Here is a 24074-nt window from a genome sequence, read left to right on the forward strand (position 1 = left end):
CGAACAATTCGGCGTGCCCGGTCCCGAAGGAACCGACGCCTTCGACACTGCCGCGACCGACGACGAACTCGTCCTCCGCGACCCGATTCTCGTGGCCGCGTTCGAAGGCTGGAACGACGCCGGCGACGCGGCCAGCGGCGCGGTCGAACACCTCGAACTGATCTGGGATGCCAGACCTCTCGCGGAGCTGGACTCCGAGGACTACTACGACTACCAGGTGAACCGTCCGCAGGTTCGGCAGGTCGACGGGGTCACACGCGAGATCCAGTGGCCCGCCACCCGGATCTCGGTGTGCTCCCCGCCCGGCAGCGACCGCGATGTGCTGCTGCTCCGCGGCATCGAACCGAACATGCGCTGGCGCAGCTTCTGCGACGACCTCCTCGAGATCATCGAGGAACTGGGCGTCACCACCGTGGTGATCCTGGGTGCACTGCTCGCCGACACCCCGCACACGAGGCCCGTCCCGGTCACCGGCACCGCGTACAGCGCCGAGTCCGCCCAGAAGTTCAACCTCGAGCAGACCCGATACGAGGGTCCGACCGGTATCACCGGCGTGCTGCAGGACGAATGCGTCAAGGCGGGGGTGCCCGCGATCTCGTTCTGGGCGGCCGTCCCCCACTACGTGTCGCAGCCCCCGAACCCGAAGGCGACAGTCGCCCTGCTGCGCCGCGTCGAGGACGTCCTCGACGTCGAGGTGCCCCTCGGCGAGCTCCCGGCGCAGGCCGAGGACTGGGAGGAGTCCGTCACGGAGATGACGGAGGAGGACGACGAGATCTCCGAGTACGTGCGCACGCTCGAGGAGCGCGGCGACGCGGAGGTCGACATCTCCGAGGCGATCTCCAAGATCGACGGTGACGCGATCGCCGCCGAGTTCGAGAAGTACCTGCGCAGGCGCGGACCGGGGAGCTTCGGCGGGCTGTAGTTCCTGTGCCCACGCGTGACCGGTTCCAGCGCGGCGCTCTGTACGCGGGTGGATTCCTCGGCCCCTTCGGCGGTGGCGTCGTCTCGTCGATGCTCCCGGAGCTCGGCGACTCGTTCGGGGTGAGCACCGCGCAGGCGGCATCGTCGCTCACCTCGTATCTGCTGCCGTTCGCGGCGCTCATGCTGGTGTCGGGGACATACGGTTCGCGCTGGGGTGGCCTGCGGACGGTTCGCGTCGCCTACGGCGTGTACGCCGCCGCGGCCGCGCTGTCGGTGCTGGCGCCGACGTTCGCCCTGTTCCAGGTCAGCCGCGTCCTGCAGGGCTGCGCGAACGCGTTCACGACGCCGCTGCTGCTGGCGGCGCTCGCCGCCGTGACACCAAGGGCGCGGCTCGGGCGGGCGCTCGGCGTGTTCGGTGCGTTGCAGGCGGCCGGGCAGACCAGCGCTCCTCTCGTCGGCGGCGTCGCCGCGGAGGTGAACTGGCGTCTCGCGTTCGCGGTGATCGCCGCGGTGGCACTGTGCCTCGGCGCGGTCGGGCTGCCCCGGACGGCGGCGGTCACGCAGGCAGGCGCGCCCGCGCGACTGCGGGACGCCCTCGACCCCTCGGTACTGCGGATCGGGCTCGTGGCGCTGCTCGGGTGGGGCGCGCTCGGCGGCCTCGGCTTCCTGGTGGCGTTCCGCGCCGAGGACGCCCTCGGCCTCGACTCGGCGCACCGCGGTCTGCTGCTGACCGGTTTCGGTCTCGCCGGGATCCTCGCCGCCCGCCCGGTCGGGGCCGCGATCGACCGATGGGGTGCGCGGGCCGCCGTCATCACGGGTGCGGTCGGCGGCGCCGTGCTCGTCGCCGCGACGGGTGCGCTCGGGACGGTCGGTGCGGTGGCGGTGACGTGGGCGCTGTCCGGGGTGGCGGGGCAGTTCGTGCTCGTCGGCGTCAATTCCGCGATCCTCGGGTCCGAGGGAGCCAACCGCGGCGGCGCGGTGTCGGTGGTGCAGGCGATGCGGTTCGGGGGTGCCGCGCTCGCGCCCCTCGCCCTGACCCCGCTGTACTCCGTCGATCCGGTTGCGGCATTCGTGCTACCGACCGCCATGCTCGCGGTCGCGGCGCCGCTGCTCATGCCGAAGTCCCGCCCGTCCTGAGTGACGTGGCCGAACCCTAGGCAGGAACCTCGACAACCAGCCACTGCACGGTGCCGCCCACATTCCAGAGCGCTCTCGGATTGTCGAGTGCCGCGAGGTGGACGACCCCGGCCCGGTCGCCGGTGATCACACCACTTTCCCCTGACGGTGGGCTCGGAGCGAGAAACTCGGACGGGTCCGGTCCCTGCCACACTGGCAGGTCGACAGCCGAGATGTCCGTGTCGATCAGCCCGGGTCGTTGTACGAGAACCCGATCGGGATGAGGTGAGCTCTCGGCGGCCGGGGTGATGCCGGACCCCGCGACAGCGCCACCGGCACTGCTGCACCCCGCGACCGCGAGAACAAGTCCGGTCGCCGCGAACCCCGCTACCGCGCGACGTACCTGCACTTTTCCTCCCCAGTGACCTCGACCCCGGAACACATCCAGCATCGCACGCATCTGTGACTCCTGACCGTGAATCACGACCGCAGCGCTCGGTCGATCACCGAAATTGGGGCAGATGCCCCATGCCCATCGACTGCGATCGGCCGAGGATTTCGGTCATGACCAGCCACCAGACTCCCCAAGAGGCCGCCCTCGCCACGGTGCGCGACGCCGCGCCGTGGCCGGGGACCGACGAACGCTTCGTCGGCTACGGCGTGATGGGCTTGCCCTTCCGCAACGGCCACTACCTCGCACTTCGTCACTATGTCGCAACCACAATCGGTCCGGGATATCGGACCGTGTGGCATCGCGACCCCGGCGGTGCGTGGTCGTTCTACTCCGGCATCGAGCCGGAGCAGAGCTGTCCGCGCTACTTCGCCGACTCCCCCACCACCCACACCGTTCACGCGAACATCGACCTCGACTGGGTCGGGCCGTACGAACTCAGGGTCACGATCCCCGATGTTCTCGACTGGCGACTCGAACTCGCGTCGACCCCCGCGACGGCGACGATGTCGGCGATCGGGCGCCGACTTCCCGTCTCCGCGTGGCGCAGTCAGGCGTTCCTCAAGGCGATGGAACACACGGCACGACCGCTGATGCGCACGGGCCGTATCGGACTGTGCGGCTCGGTCCCCAACGGCCAGCGGTTCGGCCTCGCGCCGCAACGGCTGTGGGCGGTCGCCGCGAGCAGCGCTCGTCTGCACGGCTCCGACCTGGGTGACCCGGGCCCGCTACCCCGTCAGGATCGCCTCGGCGACTTCTGGCTTCCCCAACGTGGCCTGTTCGCCGTCGGCAACGCCGAGTTCGAGACCTTCGACCCGACGCGGCATCGCACGGTGGTCACGAGCGATCGTCGCGGGTGAATCGCCGGATCGCGGTACCGCCCCACCAGACAGCGAGAAGCGCGACCACCCCACCGACGACGAGTGGCACGCCCCGCCCGGCAGTCAACCGCGTCCATGCGCTGATGCGTGCCGACGACCCCGACGGCTCCCGCGGAGGCCCGTACACCTGCTCGGTCACCGCTCGGACGTCGACATCTCCCCCGCTGCTCGGCCCGCAGACGTTGCCCTCCCATGCAGCATCGACGTCGTACGGCCTCGAGACGAACAGGAGGTACTCCTGCCCCACTTCGTAGCGGGTTCCGCAGCCGTTGCCGTTGGACAGGGTGCCGACCGTCGTCGTTGCTCCGACGTCACCCTTGAACACCTCCGAGACCTCGAACTCGTAGATGTCGGTGAAGCCGGTGGAGACCTTGTCGGTGGCGCGTCCCACGAACACCCCCGACGCGTGGGAAACGGCCGCTTCCGGCGTCTCGGAGACGGCGCACGAACAGGCACACGCTGTGCCCGGCATGGCGACGGCAGCGGATCCGGCGACGACGAGTGCCGCCACCCCGAGGACCACGGGCCGCAGACCGCCCTGGAGTCGCTGCGCGCGCATCCTCACATCGTCAGGCATCGGATCCGCCGACCGGCCCGGACTGTCGGAACGCATACGAGGGTGGCATACCCAGAAGTCGGTTTTCTCGTGTCGCCCGTTACGAGCGGGCAGCACGACGGCCTCCCCACGGAATGCTGTGCAGGCTACGAGCCCGCGACGGGCAGCCCCGCCAGCCGCCACTCGAGCATGCCGCCGTCGAGGCGGGTGATGCACATTCCCGCCTCGCGGGCGATGCGGACCGCATCGGGTGCCATCACGCAGTAGGCACCACGGCAGTACGCGACGATCTCACGGCCGGCCGGCAGTTCGCCGAGGCGACGCGCCAGGTCGGCGAGCGGGACGTTGATCGAGCCTGGGATGTGGCCCGCGGCGAATTCCTCGCTTGGCCGCACGTCCACGAGAGTGATCTCGCCGGCATCGCGGCGCCGAATCAGCTCCTCGCGGGTGATGGCGTCGTCCGGCGATCCCAGCACCTCCGCGGCAGACGCGGCAACCTCGGCGAGATGTGCCCGGGCGACGTCCTGGACGAGGACCAGCAACCGGGCGACGTCCGGCCCCGCCAGGCTGTAGATCTGACGGGTGCCGTCCCGCCGAGCGACGACGAGGCCACTCGCCTTGAGAGCCTGCAGGTTCGCCGATGCAGTCGTCACGTTCATCTCGGTCGCGGTGGCGATGGCATCGACCGTGCGCTCGCTCTGCGCGAGCAGGTCCAGGATGCGCAGCCTGCCACCGTGACCGACGGCCTTGCCGACCCGGGCGATCTGGTCGTAGAGCTCCGCTCGCGTACCCGACATGCCACCCACCTCCTGTGTTCGATCAGCTCGTGAGAATCGCTGCCGCGCTACCCATCAGCGGCGAGCCCGGAACAGGACCGGCACCAGCAGCAGCGCCAGGACACCACCGCCGAGAGCCAGGGTCGCGTAGTCGGTTGCAGACATCACGACACCGGACAGCGCGCCGCCACCCGCTCCGGCGAGGGCGATCAGGACGTCGATGGAGCCCTGCGTCCGGGGCCGGTTCTGCGGGACCGTGGCGTCGACAACCAATGCAGTTCCCGAGATCAGGCCGAAGTTCCAGCCGAGCCCCAGCAACGCGAGTGCCACGATCAGCAGGGTGAGCGAATCCGCGGGGGCAACCGCGGCGGTGACTCCGGCGAGCAGGAGAGTGACACCCGCCGCGGCGGCCATCGGCAGCCGGCCGACCTTGTCGACGAGGACACCCGTGACCAGGGACGGCAGGTACATGGCGCCGACGTGGACACCGATCACCAACCCGATCTCCCCCAGCCCGTGACCGTGCGCACGCATGTGGACCGGGGTCATCGTCATGATCGCCACCATGGCGATCTGGGTCAGAACCATGACGGCGGCGCCAACATAGGCACCGATGCCGGGCGGCGGCGCCGCATCCGTCGCGACGGCCGCGTGCTCGGCGGATTCCAGTCGTCGGGCAAGGAGGTACGGGTCCGGCCGCAACAGCGCGAAGAGAACCGTCCCCGCGGCGAGGTACGCCGCCGCGGCCAACAGGAACGGCCCCGACAGCGCGGGCAGCCCGAGCCGGACCGCCCACTCTCCGAGCGGCTCGACGAGGTTCGGCCCCGCGACCGCCCCGAGGGTGGTCGCCACCATCGCGACGCTGACGGCCGTCCCGCGCCCTGCGGCGGGCGCGAGATCCGTTCCCGCATACCGTGCCTGCAGATTCGTCGCGGTGCCTGCGCCGTAGACGAACAGGGACACGAGTAGCAGGGGCACACTTCCGGTTGCGGCCGCGACGACCACACCGATGGCGCCGACGCCGCCCGCCCCGAATCCGAGGGCCAGGCCCGTCCGCCTGCCGCGACCCGCGGTGATCCGGCCGACGAGAAACGCCGCCAGTGCCGACCCGAGCGTGAAGAGCGCGGTCGGCACGCCCGCGAGGCCGTCGGTGCCGAGCATGTCCTTGGCGAGGAGCGCTCCGACGGTGATCCCGGCTGCCAGGCCGGCGCCACCGAGAATCTGGCTGGCGACGACGACCATCAGCGTGCGCCGCTGCACCCGGCGGCGTTCGGCGTCGTCGATCGCGGGAGTGCCGACCTCTGATTCACCGCTCGCGACCATGGCTGACCTCCCCGCCCCCTCCGATTACCTCGCTATTCCATAACTTCATGGAATAGTAGCGGAGGTCGACGGAAACCCTTACAACCGGACGCGCGACTCGGTGAGCACTTCCTGATTGCCGCGTAACGTCCCGGCAGCGATTGCGTCACCCGATGCCCGCACCCTCGACGCATGGCGAGCACAGGTGAGGCGAAGAGGCGACTGCTGGTCGTCGGCAACGGCATGGCAGGCGCCCGCACCGTCGAAGAGATTCTCGCGCGCGGCGGTCGGGACATGTTCGACGTCACGATGATCGGCGACGAGCCGTACGGCAACTACAACCGCATCATGCTCTCCCACGTCCTGTCCGGTGAGGCGACCGCGGACGACGACGACATCATCCTCAACCCGATGAGCTGGTACCGCGAGAACGGTGTGACGCTCTACGCGGGCGACCGCGCCGTCACCCTCGACCGGTTTGCGAAGACCATCACCTGCGAGAGCGACCGGGTCGTCGACTACGACGTCCTCGTCGTCGCGACCGGCTCGAACACCTTCTTCCCCAACATGGACGGACTGCGCGAAGCGGACGGCAGGCTCGGCCGTGGCGTCTTCGGTTTCCGCACCATCGCCGACACCAACGGCATGCTGCAGATGGCGCAGTCCCGGGACGGTGTCTCCGCGGTCGTGATCGGCGGCGGACTGCTGGGCCTCGAGGCCGCGTACGGGCTCCGCACGCAGGGCCTGACGGTCAACGTCGTGCACTCGCCCGGACACCTGATGAACCAGCAGCTCGACGAGCGCGGCGGCCAGGTGCTGCGCGCGAAGATCGAGGCGCTCGGTGTCGGCGTCCACACCGCGATGCGCACCACAGCGGTGCTGCGCGACGACAGCGGAAACGTCACGGGTGTCGCGTTCAATGACGGCAGCAGCCTGCCCGCCGACATGGTCGTCGTCACCGCGGGCATCCGCCCCAACGCCGAACTGGCGCGCGCGGGCGGCCTGGTCGTCGAGCGGGGCATCGTCGTCGACGACCAGATGCGGTGCGAGGACGAGGGTTCGGTCTACGCGGTCGGCGAATGCGCCCAGCACCGCGGCGAGTTGTACGGACTGGTCGCGCCGGTGTGGGAGCAGTCGGTGGTCCTCGCCGAGCATCTGACGGGATCGAATCCCGCGGCCGCATACCAGGGTTCGTCGTCGACCACGAAGCTCAAGGTCGCGGGACTCGACGTGGCGGCGATGGGCGTCAAGAGCCCGGAATTGGAGACCGACGAGTTCATCCAGTTCTACGATTCCCGAACCGGGGTCTACAAGAACATCGTGGTGCGGGACGGCAAGCTGGTCGGTGCGACGCTGATGGGCGAGATCGGCAAGGCGTCCCTGCTGACACAGGTGTTCGACGGCAAGGTCGAACTCCCCGAGGACCGCATGTCGTTGCTGTTCGACCTGGCCGGCGCCGCGGACGCCGCGTCGGCGGCGGACCTGCCCGACGACACGCAGGTGTGCAACTGCAACGGCGTCACGAAGGGCGACCTGGTCGCGTGCGTGCACGGCGGCGCCGCGACGCTGACGGAGGTGTGCGCGAAGACCCGCGCAGGCAAGGGGTGCGGCTCCTGCAAGGGACTCGTCACCGACATAGTCGCCTACGCCGCGGGCGGCTCGTTGGCCGCGGATCCGGCGGCCGACTGGTACGTGCCGTGCATCCCGATGACGAAGACCGAGCTCGTCGCCGCCATCCGGGAGCGCGATCTGCGCGCGGTGTCACAGGTGTTCGCCGAACTCGCCACGGACGGCCTCGAGCAGGCACCCGCGAAGATGCCGCTGGCGTCGCTGCTGCGCACCGTGTGGGGTCCGGACTGGGTCGACGAGCGCGGAGCCCTCTTCATCAACGACCGCGTCCACGCGAACATCCAGCGCGACGGCACGTTCTCGGTGGTCCCGCAGATGAAGGGCGGCGTCACCACACCGGATCAGCTGCGCCGCATCGCCGATGTCGCCGACAAGTACGCGGTCCCGCTCGTGAAGGTCACCGGCGGACAGCGCATCGACCTGCTCGGCATCAAGAAGGAAGACCTGCCGAAGGTGTGGGGTGACCTGGACATGCCGTCGGGCTACGCCTACGGCAAGAGCATGCGCACGGTGAAAACGTGTGTGGGAAGCGACTTCTGCCGCTTCGGACTCGGTGACTCCACGAACCTCGGCATCGCCCTCGAGGAGCGGTTCCAGGGTCTCGAAGCCCCCGCGAAGCTCAAGCTCGCCGTCGCGGGGTGCCCCCGGAACTGTTCGGAGGCACTGTGCAAGGACTTCGGAGTGGTCGCAGTCGGCGACGGGCGTTGGGAGATCTACGTCGGGGGCGCCGCCGGCGCGCACATCCGGAAGGGCGACCTGCTCGCCACCGTCGAGTCGGGTGAGGAGGTGATCGACCTGGCCGGACGGTTCATCCAGCACTACCGCGAAGACGCGAAGTGGCTCGAACGCACCTACGACTGGGTGCCGAGGGTCGGCCTGGAGCGGTTGCAGGCGCTGTTGGTTCGAGACGAGGAGGGCATCGTGGCCGGACTGGACGAGAGAATGGCGACCGCGGTCGCCGGCTACAGCGACCCGTGGCGCGAGCGCAGCGCCCCGAAGTCGCCCGCGCAGTTCGCGCCCGCGCTCCCGCTGCTCCCGCTCCCTCAGGTGCCGGTCCGATGACCGCGACGATGGACCGGCAGGTCGCGGTCGGGTCCGTCACCGACCTGACGCCGGGCGAGGGTCGCACGTACGTGGTCGACGGTCACCAGATCGCCGTGTTCCTGCTGTCCGACGGCACGGTGCGCGCGATGGATGCGGTGTGCCCGCACAAGGCAGGGCCGCTCGCCGATGGACAGATCGACGGTGCGGTGGTCACCTGCCCGCTGCATCAGTACGCCTTCCGCTTCGACTCCGGCGCCTGCACCACGGAGACGGTCGCTCCGGTGCGCGTGTACCCGGCGCACGTCGCCGACGGGGCGGTGATCGTCCAGGTCTGACCGGCCAGCTGACCAACTCAGAGGCAGGACTCGCTCTGTCGCACTTCGTCTTCGAGAGGTACTCATGACCCCGACCACCGGGACCCCGACCACCGGAAAGCTGGATGCAGACGCCCTGCTCCGCTTCGGTAAGCACTTCCAGCGCGGTGAGGCGTCCGCCGACATGCGCACCCTGTACCAGATCGGCGGCCGCACGTCCGACGACTTCTACCGCGATCGGATGTCGTACGACAAGGTCGTGCGGTCCACCCACGGGGTGAACTGCACGGGTTCGTGCTCGTGGAAGATCTACGTCAAGGACGGCGTGATCACCTGGGAAGCGCAGCAGACGGATTACCCGTCGATCGGTCCGGACAAGCCGGAGTACGAGCCGCGCGGCTGCCCGCGTGGCGCTTCCTTCTCCTGGTACACGTATTCGCCGTCGCGGGTGCGCTACCCGTACGTCCGCGGGGTGCTGCTCGAGATGTACCGCGAGGCCAAGGCCCGGCTCAAGGATCCGGTGCTCGCGTGGGCGGACATCGCCGACGATCCGGAGAAGTCGAAGACGTACAAGGCGGCCCGCGGCAAGGGCGGCTTCGTCCGCGCCGAGTGGTGGGAGGCCGCCGAGATCGTCGCGGCCGCGCACGTGCACACCATCAAGCGGTACGGCCCGGACCGGGTCGCCGGCTTCTCGCCGATCCCGGCGATGTCGATGGTCAGCCACGCGATCGGCGCCCGGTTCATCTCGCTCATCGGCGGCGCGATGCTCTCGTTCTACGACTGGTACGCCGACCTGCCCGAGGCGTCGCCGCAGGTGTTCGGCGACCAGACCGACGTCCCCGAGTCCGCGGACTGGTTCGACGCCGGCTACCTGATCATGTGGGGTTCCAACGTCCCGGTGACGCGTACCCCGGACGCCCATTACATGACCGAGGCCCGCTACCGCGGCCAGAAGGTCGTCGTGGTCTCCCCCGACTACGCGGACAACACGAAGTTCGCCGACCAGTGGTTGCCCGCGCGCCCCGGCACCGACGGTGCCCTCGCCATGGCGATGGGTCACGTCATCCTCACCGAGTTCTTCGTCGAGAAGCAGGTTCCACGCTTCGTCGACTACGTCTCGAAGTTCACCGACCTGCCGTACCTGGTGACTCTCGAGCCGCGGCCCGTCGACGCGACGACCAACGGCCACGGCCCGACGTACCTGCCGGGAAAGTTCCTCACGGCAGCCGATCTCGGCGACACCGGTGAGGGCGCCGTTCACAAGACGGTGCTCCTCGACTCCGCGACCGGCGAACCGGTCGTCCCGAACGGGTCGCTCGGCGACCGCTTCACCGAGTCCGGCAAGGGCAAGTGGAATCTCGACCTGGAGGGCGTCGAACCGGTACTGAGCCTGCACGGCGAGGACGGCGACGCGGTCACGGTCGACCTGCCCCGCTATGACACCGCGACGCCCGGAGTCCTCCATCGCGGGGTACCCGTGAGAACCGTTGCGGGACGCCTCGTCACGACGGTCTTCGACCTCATGCTTGCCCAGTACGGCGTCGTGCGAGACGGACTGCCGGGCACCTGGCCGACGGGCTACGACGACGCCGACGAGCCGTACACTCCGGCGTGGCAGGAAGGCATCACCGGTGTCCCCGCGGCCTCCGCGGCGCGGGTGGCGCGCGAGTTCGCCGACAACGCCGATCGTTCCGGCGGCCGGTCGATGATCCTGATGGGCGCGGGCACCAACCACTGGTTCCACTCCGACCAGATCTACCGGTCGTTCCTGACGTTGACGCTGCTCACCGGCTGCCAGGGTGTCAACGGCGGCGGCTGGGCGCACTACGTCGGGCAGGAGAAGTGCCGGCCCGTCACCGGGTGGTCGACCCTCGCGTTCGGCTCCGACTGGGCCAGGCCGGCGCGGCAGATGCAGGGCACCGTGTTCTGGTACCTGGCGACCGACCAGTGGCGGTACGACCCGTTCACCTCGGAGGCGATGGCGTCGCCGCTGGCGTCCGGGGCGTTCGCGGGACGCACCGCCGCCGACAACATCGCGCTCGCATCCCGGCTGGGTTGGATGCCGAGTTACCCGACGTTCAACCGCAACCCACTCGATCTCGCGGACGAGGCGGAGCGACTCGGGAAGAATCCGGCCGACCACGTCGTCGACGGCCTGAAGTCGGGCCACCTGCAGTTCGCGGTCGAGGACCCCGATGCGCCGGAGAACTTCCCGCGAACCCTGATCGTGTGGCGGTCGAACCTGCTCGGTTCGTCGGCGAAGGGCAACGAGTACTTCCTCGAGCACCTGCTGGGAGCGGGATCGAACCTGCGGGCGTCGGACTCGACCGGGATCCGGCCGGAGGAACTGATCTGGCGGGACGAGGCGCCCGCCGGCAAGTTGGACCTGCTGACCACGCTGGACTTCCGCATGACCAGTACCACCCTGTTCTCGGACGTGGTGCTGCCCGCGGCGACCTGGTACGAGAAGCACGACCTGTCGAGCACGGACATGCATCCGTTCGTGCACGCGTTCTCGCCCGCGATCTCCCCACCGTGGGAGTCGAAGACCGACTTCGACGCGTTCCACCGCATCGCCCGCGGTTTCAGTTGGCTTGCCGAGAAGCACCTCGGCACCCGCAAGGACATCGTCGCGGTCCCGCTGCTGCACGACACCGTCGATGCCACCGCGCAGCCGGGCGGCAAGGTCCTGGACTGGAAGCGCGGTGAGTGCGAGCCGATTCCGGGCAAGACGATGCCGAAGCTGGTGGTCGTCGAACGCGACTACACGACCATCGCCGAGAAGATGGGGGCACTCGGCCCGCTCGTCGAGGAGCTCGGTCTGACGACGAAGGGCGTCACGACGTTCCCGACCGAAGAAGTCGGCTACCTGCGCTCCGTCAACGGCGCCGTGGCAACCGGACCCGCTGCGGGACGCCCGTCACTTGCCAAGGACAAGCACGCCGCGGAGGCGATCCTCGCGTTGTCGGGCACCACGAACGGGCGCCTGGCCACCCAGGGATTCGAGCACCTGCAGGAACGCACCGGAACACAGCTGGTCGACCTGGCCGCCGAGAACGAGGGCACCCGGATCCGGTTCTCCGACACGCAGGCTCGGCCCGTTCCCGTCATCACCTCGCCCGAGTGGTCCGGCAGCGAGACCGGTGGCCGACGCTACTCGCCGTTCACCATCAACACCGAGCGCCTCAAGCCCTGGCACACGCTGACCGGTCGCCAGCACTTCTACCTCGACCACGACTGGATGTCCGAACTCGGTGAACAGCTGCCGATCTTCCGGCCACCGCTGGACATGACGGCGTTGTTCGCGGAGCCCGCGGTCGGTGAGACCCACGGCAACGGCGTCGGCGGCAGCGTCACGGTCCGCTACCTGACCCCGCACAGCAAGTGGTCGATCCACTCGGCGTACCAAGACAACCTGCACATGCTGACCCTCTCGCGCGGTGGTCAGACGATCTGGATGTCCGACGTGGACGCCGCGAAGATCGGTGTCGCGGACAACGACTGGATCGAGGCGACGAACCGCAACGGCATCGTCGTCGCCCGCGCGATCGTGAGCCACCGCATGCCCGAGGGCACGGTGTTCATGTACCACGCCCAGGACCGTGCCGTGGACGTGCCGAGAACGGAACGCACCGGCAAACGCGGCGGCATCCACAACGCGCTGACTCGCGTGATGATCAAGCCGTCACACCTGATCGGCGGTTACGCGCAGCAGTCCTTCGCCCTGAACTACCACGGCCCCACCGGAAACCAGCGCGACGAGGTCACCACGATTCGTCGCCGCGACCAGGAAGTGACGTACTGACATGAGAGTCATGGCACAGATGGCCATGGTCATGAACCTGGACAAGTGCATCGGCTGCCACACGTGCAGCGTCACCTGCAAGCAGGCATGGACCAACCGTGGCGGCGTCGAGTACGCGTGGTTCAACAACGTGGAAACCCGTCCCGGACAGGGCTATCCGCGGCAGTACCAGGACCAGGAGAAGTGGAAGGGTGGTTGGACGCTGAACAAGCGCGGCAAGCTCACCCTCAAGTCCGGCTCGCGTATGAAGCGGCTGCTGAACATCTTCGCGAACCCGGACCTGCCCACGATCAACGACTACTACGAGCCGTGGACGTACGACTACGACAACCTGCTCGCGTCGGCGCCGATGGACACCACCCCGGTCGCGCGGCCGAAGTCGCTGCTGACCGGCGAGGACACCAAGGTCACGTGGGGCGCGAACTGGGACGACGACCTGGGGTCGGGACCGGAGCAGGTCGGCAAGGACCCTCTACTGGCGAAGGTGTCGGACAAGGTCAAGCTCGAGTTCGAGCAGACGTTCATGTTCTACCTGCCGAGGATCTGCGAGCACTGCCTCAATCCGGCGTGTGCGGCGTCGTGCCCGTCGGGCGCGATCTACAAGAGGTCCGAGGACGGCATCGTGCTCGTCGACCAGGACAAGTGCCGCGGCTGGCGGCAGTGCGTCACCGGCTGCCCGTACAAGAAGATCTACTTCAACCACAAGACCGGCAAGGCCGAGAAGTGCACGTTCTGCTACCCGCGGATCGAGGTCGGCATCCCGACGATCTGCTCGGAGACATGCGTCGGTCGGCTCCGCTACATCGGTGTGATGCTCTACGACGCCGACGCGGTGCTGGACGCGGCGTCGGTCACCGACGACAAGGACCTGTATCCGTCGCAGCTGGGTGTGTTCCTCAACCCGCACGATCCCCGTGTCATCGCGGAGGCGGAGCGGGCGGGCATCTCCTCGGAGTTCATCGAGGCGGCGCAGAACTCTCCCGTGTACAAGCTGATCGTGGACTACCAGGTGGCGTTGCCGCTGCATCCGGAGTACCGGACGATGCCGATGGTCTGGTACATCCCGCCGCTGTCGCCGATGGTGGAGGCGCTGTCCGACACCGGTCACGACGGTGAGTCCGCCGACAACCTGTTCGGTGCGATCGACTCGCTGCGCATCCCGATCGAGTACCTCGCGGAGCTGTTCACCGCGGGCGAGATCGGACCGGTCCGCGCGTCACTGCAACGTCTGGCCGCGATGCGCGCGCACATGCGTCAGGTCAATCTCGGTGAGGCGATCAAGCCGGAGGTGGCGGAAGCCGTCCGTCTCACGCCGGACGAACTGACCGCGATGTACCGCCTGCTCGCCCTCGCGAAGTACGAGGACCGATACGTCATTCCCACCGGCGCCGGCTCGGATGCCCACCGCCTCGATGCGCTCGCCACCGGCTGCAGCCTGGAGGACGAGGGCGGACCCGGCATGGGCGGTCCGGACGCGGGCGGCGCGGGTATGACGGCGTTCGAGGTGATGGCCGACAAGTTCCACCTCGTCGGGGAGGACACCAACGGCGCAGCACCGGAGAACAAGGAACGCCGGATCAACCTCCTCAACTGGGACGGCCGCAGCACCGACGGGCTGGTTCCGGTCGGCTCACGGGAGGAGTCCTGATGGGTGTGCTGAACCTGCGCCGGAACAAGCGCGCCGCGTCCGCGGCCGATGCCCTGACCGAAACCCAGCAGCGCCTGGTGTGGCGCATCGCGGCCCTGGTCCTCGACTACCCGCACCAGTCCACGCTCGACCTGCTGGACGATCTGCACACCGCCGCGGCGCAGATCCCGGACCCTGCCGGACCAAACCTGCTCGCGTGTATCGAGCACATGCGTGAATCGGATGCGATCGCACTCGCCGCGCGCTACGTCGAGACGTTCGACCTGCGGCGGCGGTCGAGCCTGCACCTCTCGTACTATGCGTACGGCGACACCAGGAACCGGGGAATGGCGTTGCTGCGCTTCAAGACCGCGTACCGCAACGCCGGCCTGGAACTGGGCGACCACGAGCTGCCCGACTTCCTGCCCGTGGTGCTGGAGTTCGCCGCGACCACCGACCCGACCCGGGGACGACGCCTGCTGATCACGCACCGCGCCGTGATCGAAGTGCTCCGACTGTCGCTGCACGACAGCGGGTCTGCGTACGCGAGCGTGATCGACGCCGTCTGCTCGACGCTGCCGGAACTCGACACCGACGATCGCGCGCAGGTGGTCAAGCTCGCCGCGGAGGGTCCACCCGAGGACGCCGTCGGCCTCGACACCTACGCGCTGGATCCGGCGCTGCACCCCCACATCGACGACCACCCCGGCTTCGGCGACCCCACCCGCGTCGCCGATACCGCCCAGATCGGAGCCACCCGGTGAGCAATCTGCTCTGGCTGACACTGCCGTACATCGCGCTGACCTCGTTCGTCGTCGGCCATGTGTGGCGGTATCGCAAGGACCAGTTCGGCTGGACGACACGGTCGTCGCAGATGTACGAGTCACGGCTCCTGCGCCTGGGCAGTCCGCTGTTCCACTTCGGGATCCTCGCGGTTCTCGCCGGGCACGTCGGCGGCGTGCTGATTCCGGCGAGTTGGACCAGTGCGCTGGGGATCTCCGAGGGCGCCTACCACGTCATGGCCGTCGGTATGGGCGTCCCTGCCGGCATCGCGACCGTGGCCGGGCTGGCGATCCTGGTGTATCGCCGGACCACCGTGGTGAGTGTGCGCAAGGTGACCACCGTCAACGACAAGATCATGTACGGCCTGTTCATCGTGGTGATCGCCACCGGCATGTTCAACACCCTCGGCGAGAACGTGATCCTCGGTCACTACGACTACCGTTCGACAGTCTCGCCGTGGTTCCGCAGCCTGTTCTCCCTGAGCCCGCAACCGGAACTGATGGTGGGCGTTCCGCTGAGCTTCCAACTGCACGGCCTCACTGTGCTCGCGCTGCTGGCGATCTGGCCCTACACGCGCCTCGTTCACGTGTTCAGCGCCCCACTCGGGTACCTGGGCAGGCCGTACGTCGTCTATCGCAGCAAGGACGTGAAGCGGCCGGGCGGAAACCGGTACGACCGCGCCTGGGAAACGGCAAACCGGACGCGCGCGTGAACACGACGTGTCTACGCGGTAGAAAACTGCTCGTTCGCCGACACCATCCGATAGCGTTCGAGGTGGTTCGGGGATGTTTGCCCACGCCGGTGACCGGGTGCGTGCCCGCATCCGGGTGACAACCCAACGGATGAGGTGTTCATGGACGTCAGTCGTATGGAACGTCGGACTCGTCGAAGTACCACCGCGTCGGCCCCTCGTGCGGGCCGACACCGCTCCCGGGCACTGGCCGTCGCCGGTGTCGCTGCCCTCGTCGTCGGACTCGGAACCGGCACCGCCGGCGCCGTCGTCAACAACTACAGCAGCATTACCGACGGGTCCGACAACCTCGTCGAGATCAGCCAGGGCGACACCTCGATTGTCGGGGTCCCGCCGCTGGACAGTTCGCCGCTGAGCCGCGAGTTCTTCCACAGCGGCTATGCGGAAGCCCGCATCAGCGGGCCGAGCGCAGCGTCGATGGCAGGCAGCAAAATCTCCTTCGGATACCAGGTCGGATACCCGATCGCCCTGGGCGGCGCGACTGTTCAGTTGAACACTCCCGGACTCGGATTCGAGTCGGAAGGCACCAGCGGCATCATCTTCGGTGACATCTTCGACGAGAACAACATCGAGATCGGGTTCGAAAACCGCAACATGCTGGCGGGCGACATCATTCCCCAGCAGAACCTGATCTTCGATCTGGAGCCGGGCGGCATCACCGATGTCCCCGTCGTCGAGGACAAGGAGTTCGGCGGTCCCTTCGCGAAGATTCGAATCGGCAACGTCCACGGCAGCGTGTCGGGCGCCATCGGTCCCGTCACCCTGCGCCCGTACGCGAAGGTCGAGCTCGCGTCCGGGGACATCGTGATGACGTACGGGGCCCCGGTCCCGATCTGATCGCAGTTCCCTCACCACCCGCATCGGGCGGGATCCGGCACCGGATCCCGCCCGACGTGTGTCGCGGCCCGGTCAACTGGGTCCAGGGTCCCGACTCCCCTACCCTGTCACGGTGAGTGAATCCGGCCCGGCACCCAACGACGAGCGCGAAGGCGGTCTCCAACAGGCCGACGAGCGCGACGGCGCTCTCCATCCGGCCGATGACCCGTTCGTGGCAGCGGACCGGCTGCGGATGTTCGCGTTCGCGACGGCGGACAAGCGCACCGATTATCTGACGGTGCTGCGTGCGTTCGACCACGCCAGGGCCAACTACGTGGTGCTGTTGCACGCCGGTGACGTGGCCGACACGCTGACCAGGATGGGGACGCGGGCGATGTCCGCCGCGGAGATCACTCCGCTCCTCGACCAGCTCCATCAGTGGGGCGTTCTCGAACGCAGCTACGACGGGTCCCGGGCCGCGACGCTGGCGGAGTACCGCAACCGGCACTTCGTCTACCAGTTCAGCCGGCTGGGTTATCAGGCGTTCCGCGCGGTCCGGGACGTGCTCGCGCTGCGCCTCGACGAGGCCGCCCTCTCCCGTCTCGCCCTGCCCGATCTGCTGTCGGATCTGCAGCAGTTGGCGGAGGCGAACCGCCGCGGCGACGGCGAGTTGATCTATCGCACGCTGCGACGCCTCGACTCCACGCTGTCCGACATGGCGACGCGGGCGTCGCAGTTCTACCTCACGCTCGGTGACCTCGTCCGCACCACGGAGATCACCCCGGAAGCGTTCCTGGTGCACAAGGACGCGCTCCTCACCCACATGCGGGAGTTCAGCTCCGACCTCGCGCGGTACGCGCCGAAGCTGGCGTCGGCGATCGCCGACGTCGAGGAGAGTGGCGTGCGCGACCTCCTCGGGCGGGCCGCGATCGCCGACGAACGCCTGTTCCTGACCGTGGCGGAGCGGGAGGCCGACTGGACGCAGCGGTGGTCCGGGCTAACGCAGTGGTTCGTCGCCTCCTCCGACGGTCCGAGCGAGTCCGAGCGGCTCCGAGAGGGCACGATGGCCGCCATCTCGGCGGTGCTGGCCCTGCTGCGCCGTGTCACGGAGACGCGACGCGGCGGCGTCAGCCGGGAGAGTCAGCTGCGACACCTGGCCGGCTGGTTCGCAGGCGCCCCCACCGAGGATGCCGCCCACGCGCTGTTCCAGGCGGTGTTCGACCTGGGTCGGCCGCGGCACCTGTCGGCGGTCCATCCGGATGCCGACGTCATCCCGGATTCGCGGTCGTGGTGGGACGCGCCGCCGGTGGAGATCTCCCGCACCCTCGCCGAGACGGGAAAGCCTGCCGCGGCCGGGGCACCGGGCCGCGTTCAGCGCAACGAGGCGAGCATCCGCCGGTTGCGGGACGCGCAGCTCGCGGCGCAGCGTGCGCGCGCGGAGGCGGCGCGCTCCCTGGCCGCGGGCGGTGCCTACGACCGCGTCCTCGGCGAGGAGGAGACCGATGTGCTGCTCGGCTTGTTGACCGCCGCGTTGACCGCACGGGTACCGGTCAGTGGCGTCGTACGCGACAGCACGGGTTCCGAGAACGGGGTGCGCCTGACCCTGTCGCCGCACGAGGAATCGACGACCGTCGAGACGGCCAGGGGCCGACTGCACCTGGACCGGCTGCGGGTGAGCGTCCAGTGAGGGCGCGCGAGATCTCACCGCTGATGCTCGAGTCCTATCAGCGGGCGGCACGGGTGATCCTGGCGAACCACCTGGTGACCACGACGTACCCGGATCCGCTGGCCCTGCCGCTGCTGCGACGGTGGACGACCGAGCTGCGGGACGACCTCCTCGAACTGTTCGGGTACCGCCTGGAGGTGACGGAGACGACGGCCCGGCTGTTCACGGCCGCGGACCGCCTCGATCCCACAGCTCCGGCCACGTCCGGGGATCGGCCCTTCGACCGGAGGCGCTACGCGTACCTCGCGCTGGCACTGGCCGCGCTCGGTCGCGCCGGGAACCAGATCACCCTGTCGGAGTTGGCCGATCACGTCGCGGCGGAGGCCACGCAGGTCCCGACGGTCGACCTCTCGACCGAGCGGTTCACGGACCGCAGCGCGCTCGTCGACGCGATCGGGTGGCTCACCGCCCGAGGTGCCATCCGGCTCGCCGACGGCGACGCGACCGGCTGGGCGTCGAATCCCGATGCGGGCGAGGCGCTCTACGACATCGACCGGTCGGTGGTGATCGCCCTGTTCCGTCCACCGCGGGCGCTGCAACACCTGACGTCGGTGCGCGGACTGCTCACCGTGGTCGACGAGACCGCCACCACACGGGAGACTGCGCGCCGGGTTCGGCGCGCGCTGGTGCAGCATCCCGTCGTGTACGCGGACGACCTCGACGAGGACGAGCGGTTGCAGCTCGCGTTGCCCCGGACCGCAGCCGACGTCGCGATGCTCACCGGCCTCGTCGTCGAGCGCCGCGCCGAGGGCATCGCGCTGATCGACCAGTCGGGCCGCCTCTCGGACATCCGCTTCCCCTCGACCGGGACGATCGCGCAGGTCGCGCTGCTGCTCGCCGGGGAAATGGCGGACCGCGTTCAGGATCCCGACGCTCCGGACCCGCTACGAATCCCCCTGCCGAACAACAGAACCGACGACCTGATCGCGCAGCTCGACGGCGCGATCCCGGCGGCCGGAGTCCTGCGCGAACTCGCGGACGATTCCGCGGAGTCCCGGCCCGAGGCACGCTTCGACGCACCGCAGGAGACGGAGGCGACCTATCCGCTCGTCGAGGACAGCTGGATCGACGGTGTCGTCACCGACCTCGGAGTGCGTTTCGGCCGCACGTTCGCCGCGCAGTGGCAGGCGGATCCCGCTGGACTGCGCAGGCGGTCGGTCGACCTGCTCGACGCGCAACGCCTCGTCCGCAAGGTCGACGGCGGCGTCCTGGTGCTCCCGGCGTTGGCGCGCTACCGCGGTGTCGTCGTCACTGTCCGCGAACGAGAACCCCAACTGGACCTGTCGACCGAGCTCGTGAACTCCGATTCGTCGGACCCTGAGGAATAGAGGCTGACTTCGCATGGCAAGTGCGCGTTTTCGACCGACCCGCGCCGGGATCGTCAACCTGTGGGACTACCGGGACCAGGAGTTCTCCTTCGCCGACGGCCGCCTCGTCCTGCGTGGCCCCAACGGCTCCGGTAAGACCAAGGCACTCGAGGTGCTGTTCCCGTTCGTCCTCGACGGACGCATCGAGCCCCGCCGGCTGAATCCGTTCGCCGGTGAGGAGCGGACGATGAAGTCGAATCTGCTCTACCGCGGCGACGAGAGCGCCCACTCCTACGTGTGGATGGAGTTCGCGCGCGGAAACCCGGACGATCCGGAGGCAGTGACCGTCGGGATCGGCATGCGTGCGAGCCGGCAGAACGACAAGGTGACGCGCTGGCACTTCGTCGCGGACGGCCGCGTCGGCGTCGACTTCTCCCTGATCGGCGCGGGCGACCAACCGTTGACGAAGAAGCAGCTCGCCGAGCAGATCGGCGGCGACGCCATCACGGACCGGCCGGTCGATCACCGTGCCGCGATCGATGCCCGCCTGTTCGGGCTCGGTGCGCAGCGCTACGACCAGCTGATCACGCTGATTCTGACGCTGCGGCGACCGCAGCTCGCGAAGAACCTGGACCCGAAGGGACTGTCACAAGCACTCACCGACGGTCTGCGGCCCATCGACGACCAGCTGGTGCTGGAAGCGGCGCGCTCGTTCAGCGACATGGAAGAGGTCGGGCGGGCACTGGAGGGCCTGACCACCGCGGACCAGGCCACCCAGGACTTCGTCTCGGTCTACACGAAATACCTCCGGCAGCAGGCCCGGACGGACGTCGAGCAGGTGGCGCGGCGGTTCGAGTCCGTCGAGGCCGCCACCGCCGCCGTCGCCGATACCGTTGCCGCTCAGTCGAACCGCCAGGAGGAACGCGCGGCAGCGGAGGAACGACTGACCGCCGCCGAACGCGCACTCGACCTGGCCCGCGCCGAGCTCGAGACCCTGCAGCGTTCGAGCGCCTACGAGGGCAAGCAGCAGCTCGACGACCTCGGTGCCGTCGTGGCCGATCTGCGCCGCTCCACCGACCAGCAGGCGGACAAGTCGGTGAAGGCACAGGCGGCGTTGGCTCAGCGCGCCGAGGAGGCCGCCCAGTCGCAGGCGCGGGTGACGCGCGCGACCGAGGCGTTGGCCCGCGCCGAGGCCGACCTGCAGGAGGCGGCGGGCGACGCAGGCATCACGTGGGCGGCACTGCCCGACACTGCTCGCGGCGACGAGATCACGTCCGCGGTCCGGGGGCACGCCGAGGAGCGATCCGGTGACGTTCGCGCCGTGCGGGACGCTCTGACCGTGGTCGAGCGTGCGTCCGCCGAACGCGTTCGCGCCGACCGGGCCGCGGACCGGGGACGCGAGCAACTGGACGCAGCCGCCGCCGCGGTGAAGGAGGCCCAGGCCGCTGCGGCGCTGGCCCGCACCGAGTGCCAGGGATCGCTCCGCCGGTGGTGGTCGACTCACTCGTCGCTCTACGCGCGGGTCGGGGTGTCGAGCGCGATGTTCGTCGCGATGCACGATGCCGTGTCCACCGTCGGCACCGACGACGCACCCGGGTTCCCGGAGATCCTCGCCGACCACACCACCGAACCCCTCGACACGCTGCGCGGCCGACGTCGCGACGCCGAGGTCGCCGCCGAACGGTCCGCGGCCGCTGCAGCCGAGTTCACCGCGGACCGGGTGCGGGTCGCGGCCGAACACGACGACGCACCGCCCGCGCAGCCGGCCCGCACGGGTTCTCGGTCGGGTCTGGCCGGAGCGCCGCTGTGGCGGTTGGTGCGGTTCGCCGACGATGTCGACGCGGCAACCGCAGCCCGCATCGAAGCGGCGCTGGAAGCGGCGAACCTTCTCGATGCATGGGTCCCGGACGGCGACGTCCCCCCGGCCGAGTCGGAGTTGTTCCTGATGTCGCTGCCCCCGGATGAGCGGCCGCGGGGACGCACCCTGGCCGACGTGCTGGTCGTGGAGCCGGATGCGGGCGTACCGGAGAACCGTGTCGCGGATGTGCTGGCGTCCATCGCAGTGGCAGACGATGCGGCGACCGCGACCGTCGCCATCGGTATGGACGGCCGCTTCCGCCAAGGCGTCCAGGTTGGTGTCCACACCAAGTCGGACGCCGAGTTCATCGGCGCGACGGCACGGCAGCGTCGCCGCGAGCTGCGTCTGGCCGAGCTCGATGCCGCAATCGAGCTCGCCGAGTCGGAACGGTCGGCGGCTCGGGCGGAGCAGGCGGCTGCAGCCGACCTGCTCGTCCAGCTCACTGCGGCAGGCAAATCCCTGCCCCGCCCGACCGGTGTCCTCACGGCCCTGCGTGGGGTCGCGGAAGCCGCGGGCGCCCTGCGTACCAGGGACGAGGCGGCATCGACCGCACAGCGTGAACTGGACCAGGCGATCGCTGAGCTGTCCGCACAGGAACGCACACTGCGGGAGACGTCCGTCCGGCATCGCGTCGCCGATCCGGCGCGCGGCATCGACGCCCTGTCCGCCGCGATCCGGCACTTCGAGGCATCCGGCGATCACGTCGTCCGATGCCGACGCGACCGCGAGAAGGACATCGAACGCAGCCGCGAGGCCGACGACCGCCACGCCGAGGCGAGGGACGTCGCGGAGGAGTTCGCGGAGGAGTCCGCAGCGGCCCAGGAGAACCTGGAGCAGCAGGTCCAGCGTCTCGCGACCCTCCGGGAGGCGATCGGAGCCGGCGCCGACGACATCGAAGCCGACATCGACCGGGCCCGCGCCCGTATCGACGCGGCCACCACCGAGCAGCGCGCAGCGCGCAAGGCAGGCGACGGCGCGGTCGAGGCGATCGGCAAGGCGGCGGGCGCGTACGGCGCCGCGGTCGAGTCGCTGCGGGCCGCACTCACCGAGACCCGTTCCGATGCGGGCCGCCTCGCGCCGTATGCGCAGCGCGACCTCCTCGACCTGCTCGGCGTCACCGACGCCCACACCTGGCCGGCGTCGGATGCCGCCTGGCTCACGACCGAACAGCTCGTGTACCGGATCGAGAACGAACCCGGCGAACCCGCCCCGGTGGTGCCGGACGAGGTTGCCGCACTGCACGCGGCCATCGACTCCGCCACGGCCGCGGTGAAGGTGTCGGAGGCGGCGGGCAAGTCCACACGCTCCGCGCTGACGAGTGCGCTGCAGGAGTTCGACGCCCGACTCGCCGCCGCGGGCCAGGACTACCGGTTGCGTTGGGACGCGGCGGACGGCGTGACCACCGCATCCGTGCAGCACGATCAGGGGCAGTCCTCGATCGCCGACTTCGCGGCGATGATCGGCCGTGCCCGCGACGACCAGCAGCAGCTCCTCACCGATTCGGAGCGGCGGATCCTCGAGGACGCCCTGCTGACCGGGTTGGCGCAGCAGATTCACGAGCGGACCGTCGACGCCCGCGACCTGATCACCCAGATGGCTGCCGAGATGCGTGGCAGGCGCATGTCGTCCGGCAACACGATCGGTGTGCACTGGGTCCTCGCCGACAACCTCGACGACGGGTCGCGGGCGGTGTCGAAGCTGCTCGACCGGGACGCGTCCGCGCTCGGCCCCGACGAACTGGCCACGATCCGAGCGCATTTCGCGACCCGGATCCGGACACTGCGCGCCGCACATCCCGAACGCGCGTACCCCGAGATCCTCACGGAGGCACTCGACTACCGGCGGTGGCGGGTGTTCTCCTTCACCCTGATCGGCGGCGACGGCAGCGAGGACAAGCTGACGGTTGCCCGGCACGGCGCACTCTCGGGTGGCGAGCAGTCGGTGTCACTGCACCTGCCACTGTTCGCGGCCGCGCACGTGATGCTCTCGTCCGCCGACCCGCACGCGCCGCGTCTGCTCGGCCTGGACGAGGCGTTCGCGGGTGTCGACGACAACGGTCGAAGCGAACTCCTCGGCATGAGCGTGCAGTTCGATCTCGACCTGTTCATGACCGGCTACGACCTGTGGGTCACGTACGGCGGCGTCCCCGGTTGTGCGCACTACGACCTGTCGCACTCGACCCCCGAGCATTCGGTCAGCGCCACGCTGATGGTGTGGGACGGCGGCATGCTGATGCAGGAACACGACGGGTCCGACCTCGCGAAGGCGCTCGGGTCGCCCGGGCGCCGTAAGACCCTCGAACCCGGCGGGCTGGAGTTCGCAGAGGTGTGATGCGGCCGGCCCCGGGGTGTCGTCTCCGGGCAACGCCCTGTCGCGTGCTGGTGCGCGGTCTACCCTGAATTTCCAGGAGG

17 protein-coding genes are annotated in these 24074 nt (G+C 69.3%); 13 read left to right on the top strand and 4 right to left on the bottom strand.

What is annotated here, in order from left to right:
* The first annotated feature begins 13 nt into the window (after positions 1-13).
* Both FFS72_RS02755 and FFS72_RS02760 read left to right on the top strand, forming a co-directional pair.
* A complete protein-coding gene (locus FFS72_RS02755; RefSeq protein ID WP_137872739.1) occupies positions 14-922 on the top strand; it encodes a PAC2 family protein in 909 nt (302 codons plus the stop codon).
* Positions 923-927: 5 nt separating this feature from the next.
* Positions 928-2058 carry an MFS transporter gene (locus tag FFS72_RS02760; protein ID WP_137872512.1) on the top strand — a complete coding sequence of 377 codons (1131 nt, stop codon included), beginning with the start codon at positions 928-930 and terminating at the stop codon, positions 2056-2058.
* A gap of 16 nt (positions 2059-2074) precedes the next feature.
* Here the strand turns inward: FFS72_RS02760 and FFS72_RS02765 are convergent, their stop codons facing one another.
* Entirely contained in the window at positions 2075-2446 is a 372-nt protein-coding gene (locus FFS72_RS02765) for a hypothetical protein (protein WP_137872513.1), read from the bottom strand.
* A gap of 155 nt (positions 2447-2601) precedes the next feature.
* On the opposite strand from FFS72_RS02765, the gene FFS72_RS02770 reads away from it, so the two are divergent.
* Positions 2602-3348, top strand: coding sequence for a hypothetical protein (locus FFS72_RS02770; protein WP_137872514.1), 747 nt, complete (start codon positions 2602-2604; stop codon positions 3346-3348).
* Here the strand turns inward: FFS72_RS02770 and FFS72_RS02775 are convergent.
* From FFS72_RS02775 to FFS72_RS02785, 3 genes are all read right to left on the bottom strand, one after another.
* Positions 3326-3928 carry a hypothetical protein gene (locus tag FFS72_RS02775; RefSeq protein WP_171018535.1) on the bottom strand — a complete coding sequence of 201 codons (603 nt, stop codon included), beginning with the start codon at positions 3926-3928 and terminating at the stop codon, positions 3326-3328. The two genes, FFS72_RS02770 and FFS72_RS02775, sit on opposite strands and share 23 nt — an antisense overlap.
* A gap of 143 nt (positions 3929-4071) precedes the next feature.
* A complete protein-coding gene (locus FFS72_RS02780) occupies positions 4072-4722 on the bottom strand; it encodes an ArsR/SmtB family transcription factor (protein WP_137872516.1) in 651 nt (216 codons plus the stop codon).
* A gap of 54 nt (positions 4723-4776) precedes the next feature.
* Positions 4777-6024 carry an MFS transporter gene (locus tag FFS72_RS02785; RefSeq protein ID WP_137872517.1) on the bottom strand — a complete coding sequence of 416 codons (1248 nt, stop codon included), beginning with the start codon at positions 6022-6024 and terminating at the stop codon, positions 4777-4779.
* 171 nt (positions 6025-6195) lie between these two features.
* Here FFS72_RS02785 and nirB point away from each other — a divergent pair, with 171 nt between their 5' ends.
* The 10 genes from nirB to FFS72_RS02835 all read left to right on the top strand — a co-directional run bounded on the left by nirB (position 6196) and on the right by FFS72_RS02835 (position 23994).
* Entirely contained in the window at positions 6196-8694 is a 2499-nt protein-coding gene (gene nirB / locus FFS72_RS02790) for a nitrite reductase large subunit NirB (protein ID WP_137872518.1), read from the top strand.
* Entirely contained in the window at positions 8691-9011 is a 321-nt protein-coding gene (locus FFS72_RS02795; protein WP_137872519.1) for a Rieske (2Fe-2S) protein, read from the top strand. The genes nirB and FFS72_RS02795 overlap by 4 nt, the downstream gene beginning before the upstream one ends.
* A gap of 64 nt (positions 9012-9075) precedes the next feature.
* Positions 9076-12795, top strand: a complete 3720-nt coding sequence (locus FFS72_RS02800; protein WP_137872520.1) for a nitrate reductase subunit alpha — start codon at positions 9076-9078, stop codon at positions 12793-12795.
* Positions 12796-12805: 10 nt separating this feature from the next.
* Positions 12806-14443: a nitrate reductase subunit beta gene (narH, locus tag FFS72_RS02805; protein WP_137872521.1), complete on the top strand. Its 1638-nt coding sequence runs from the start codon at positions 12806-12808 to the stop codon at positions 14441-14443.
* The gene (gene narJ, locus FFS72_RS02810) at positions 14443-15186 is read left to right on the top strand and encodes a nitrate reductase molybdenum cofactor assembly chaperone (RefSeq protein WP_137872522.1); all 744 of its coding nucleotides are present in this window, start codon (positions 14443-14445) and stop codon (positions 15184-15186) included. Before narH ends, narJ begins: the two co-directional genes overlap by 1 nt.
* Positions 15183-15917 (top strand): respiratory nitrate reductase subunit gamma, encoded by a 735-nt coding sequence (gene narI, locus FFS72_RS02815; RefSeq protein ID WP_137872523.1) that lies wholly within the window; start codon positions 15183-15185, stop codon positions 15915-15917. Before narJ ends, narI begins: the two co-directional genes overlap by 4 nt.
* 141 nt (positions 15918-16058) lie before the next feature.
* The gene (locus FFS72_RS02820; protein WP_137872524.1) at positions 16059-16793 is read left to right on the top strand and encodes an MspA family porin; all 735 of its coding nucleotides are present in this window, start codon (positions 16059-16061) and stop codon (positions 16791-16793) included.
* A 226-nt stretch (positions 16794-17019) separates the two neighbouring features.
* A complete protein-coding gene (locus tag FFS72_RS02825; protein ID WP_137872740.1) occupies positions 17020-18459 on the top strand; it encodes a TIGR02677 family protein in 1440 nt (479 codons plus the stop codon).
* Positions 18456-19826, top strand: coding sequence for a TIGR02678 family protein (locus tag FFS72_RS02830; protein ID WP_137872525.1), 1371 nt, complete (start codon positions 18456-18458; stop codon positions 19824-19826). Before FFS72_RS02825 ends, FFS72_RS02830 begins: the two co-directional genes overlap by 4 nt.
* A 13-nt stretch (positions 19827-19839) precedes the next feature.
* The gene (locus tag FFS72_RS02835; RefSeq protein ID WP_137872526.1) at positions 19840-23994 is read left to right on the top strand and encodes a TIGR02680 family protein; all 4155 of its coding nucleotides are present in this window, start codon (positions 19840-19842) and stop codon (positions 23992-23994) included.
* Positions 23995-24074: the final 80 nt, after the last annotated feature.

It is taken from the genome of Rhodococcus sp. Q (assembly GCF_005503035.1).
In the GTDB taxonomy this organism is placed as follows: domain Bacteria; phylum Actinomycetota; class Actinomycetes; order Mycobacteriales; family Mycobacteriaceae; genus Rhodococcus_G.

Bases quoted from the DNA above. Each gene is read 5' to 3' on its own strand.
- FFS72_RS02770 (WP_137872514.1), top strand. From the start codon at position 2,602: ATGACCAGCCACCAGACTCCCCAAGAGGCCGCCCTCGCCACGGTGCGC.
- FFS72_RS02775 (WP_171018535.1), bottom strand. From the start codon at position 3,928: ATGCGCGCGCAGCGACTCCAGGGCGGTCTGCGGCCCGTGGTCCTCGGG.
- FFS72_RS02780 (WP_137872516.1), bottom strand. From the start codon at position 4,722: ATGTCGGGTACGCGAGCGGAGCTCTACGACCAGATCGCCCGGGTCGGC.
- FFS72_RS02785 (WP_137872517.1), bottom strand. From the start codon at position 6,024: ATGGTCGCGAGCGGTGAATCAGAGGTCGGCACTCCCGCGATCGACGAC.
- nirB (WP_137872518.1), top strand. From the start codon at position 6,196: ATGGCGAGCACAGGTGAGGCGAAGAGGCGACTGCTGGTCGTCGGCAAC.
- FFS72_RS02795 (WP_137872519.1), top strand. From the start codon at position 8,691: ATGACCGCGACGATGGACCGGCAGGTCGCGGTCGGGTCCGTCACCGAC.
- FFS72_RS02800 (WP_137872520.1), top strand. From the start codon at position 9,076: ATGACCCCGACCACCGGGACCCCGACCACCGGAAAGCTGGATGCAGAC.
- narH (WP_137872521.1), top strand. From the start codon at position 12,806: ATGGCACAGATGGCCATGGTCATGAACCTGGACAAGTGCATCGGCTGC.
- narJ (WP_137872522.1), top strand. From the start codon at position 14,443: ATGGGTGTGCTGAACCTGCGCCGGAACAAGCGCGCCGCGTCCGCGGCC.
- FFS72_RS02820 (WP_137872524.1), top strand. From the start codon at position 16,059: ATGGACGTCAGTCGTATGGAACGTCGGACTCGTCGAAGTACCACCGCG.
- FFS72_RS02835 (WP_137872526.1), top strand. From the start codon at position 19,840: ATGGCAAGTGCGCGTTTTCGACCGACCCGCGCCGGGATCGTCAACCTG.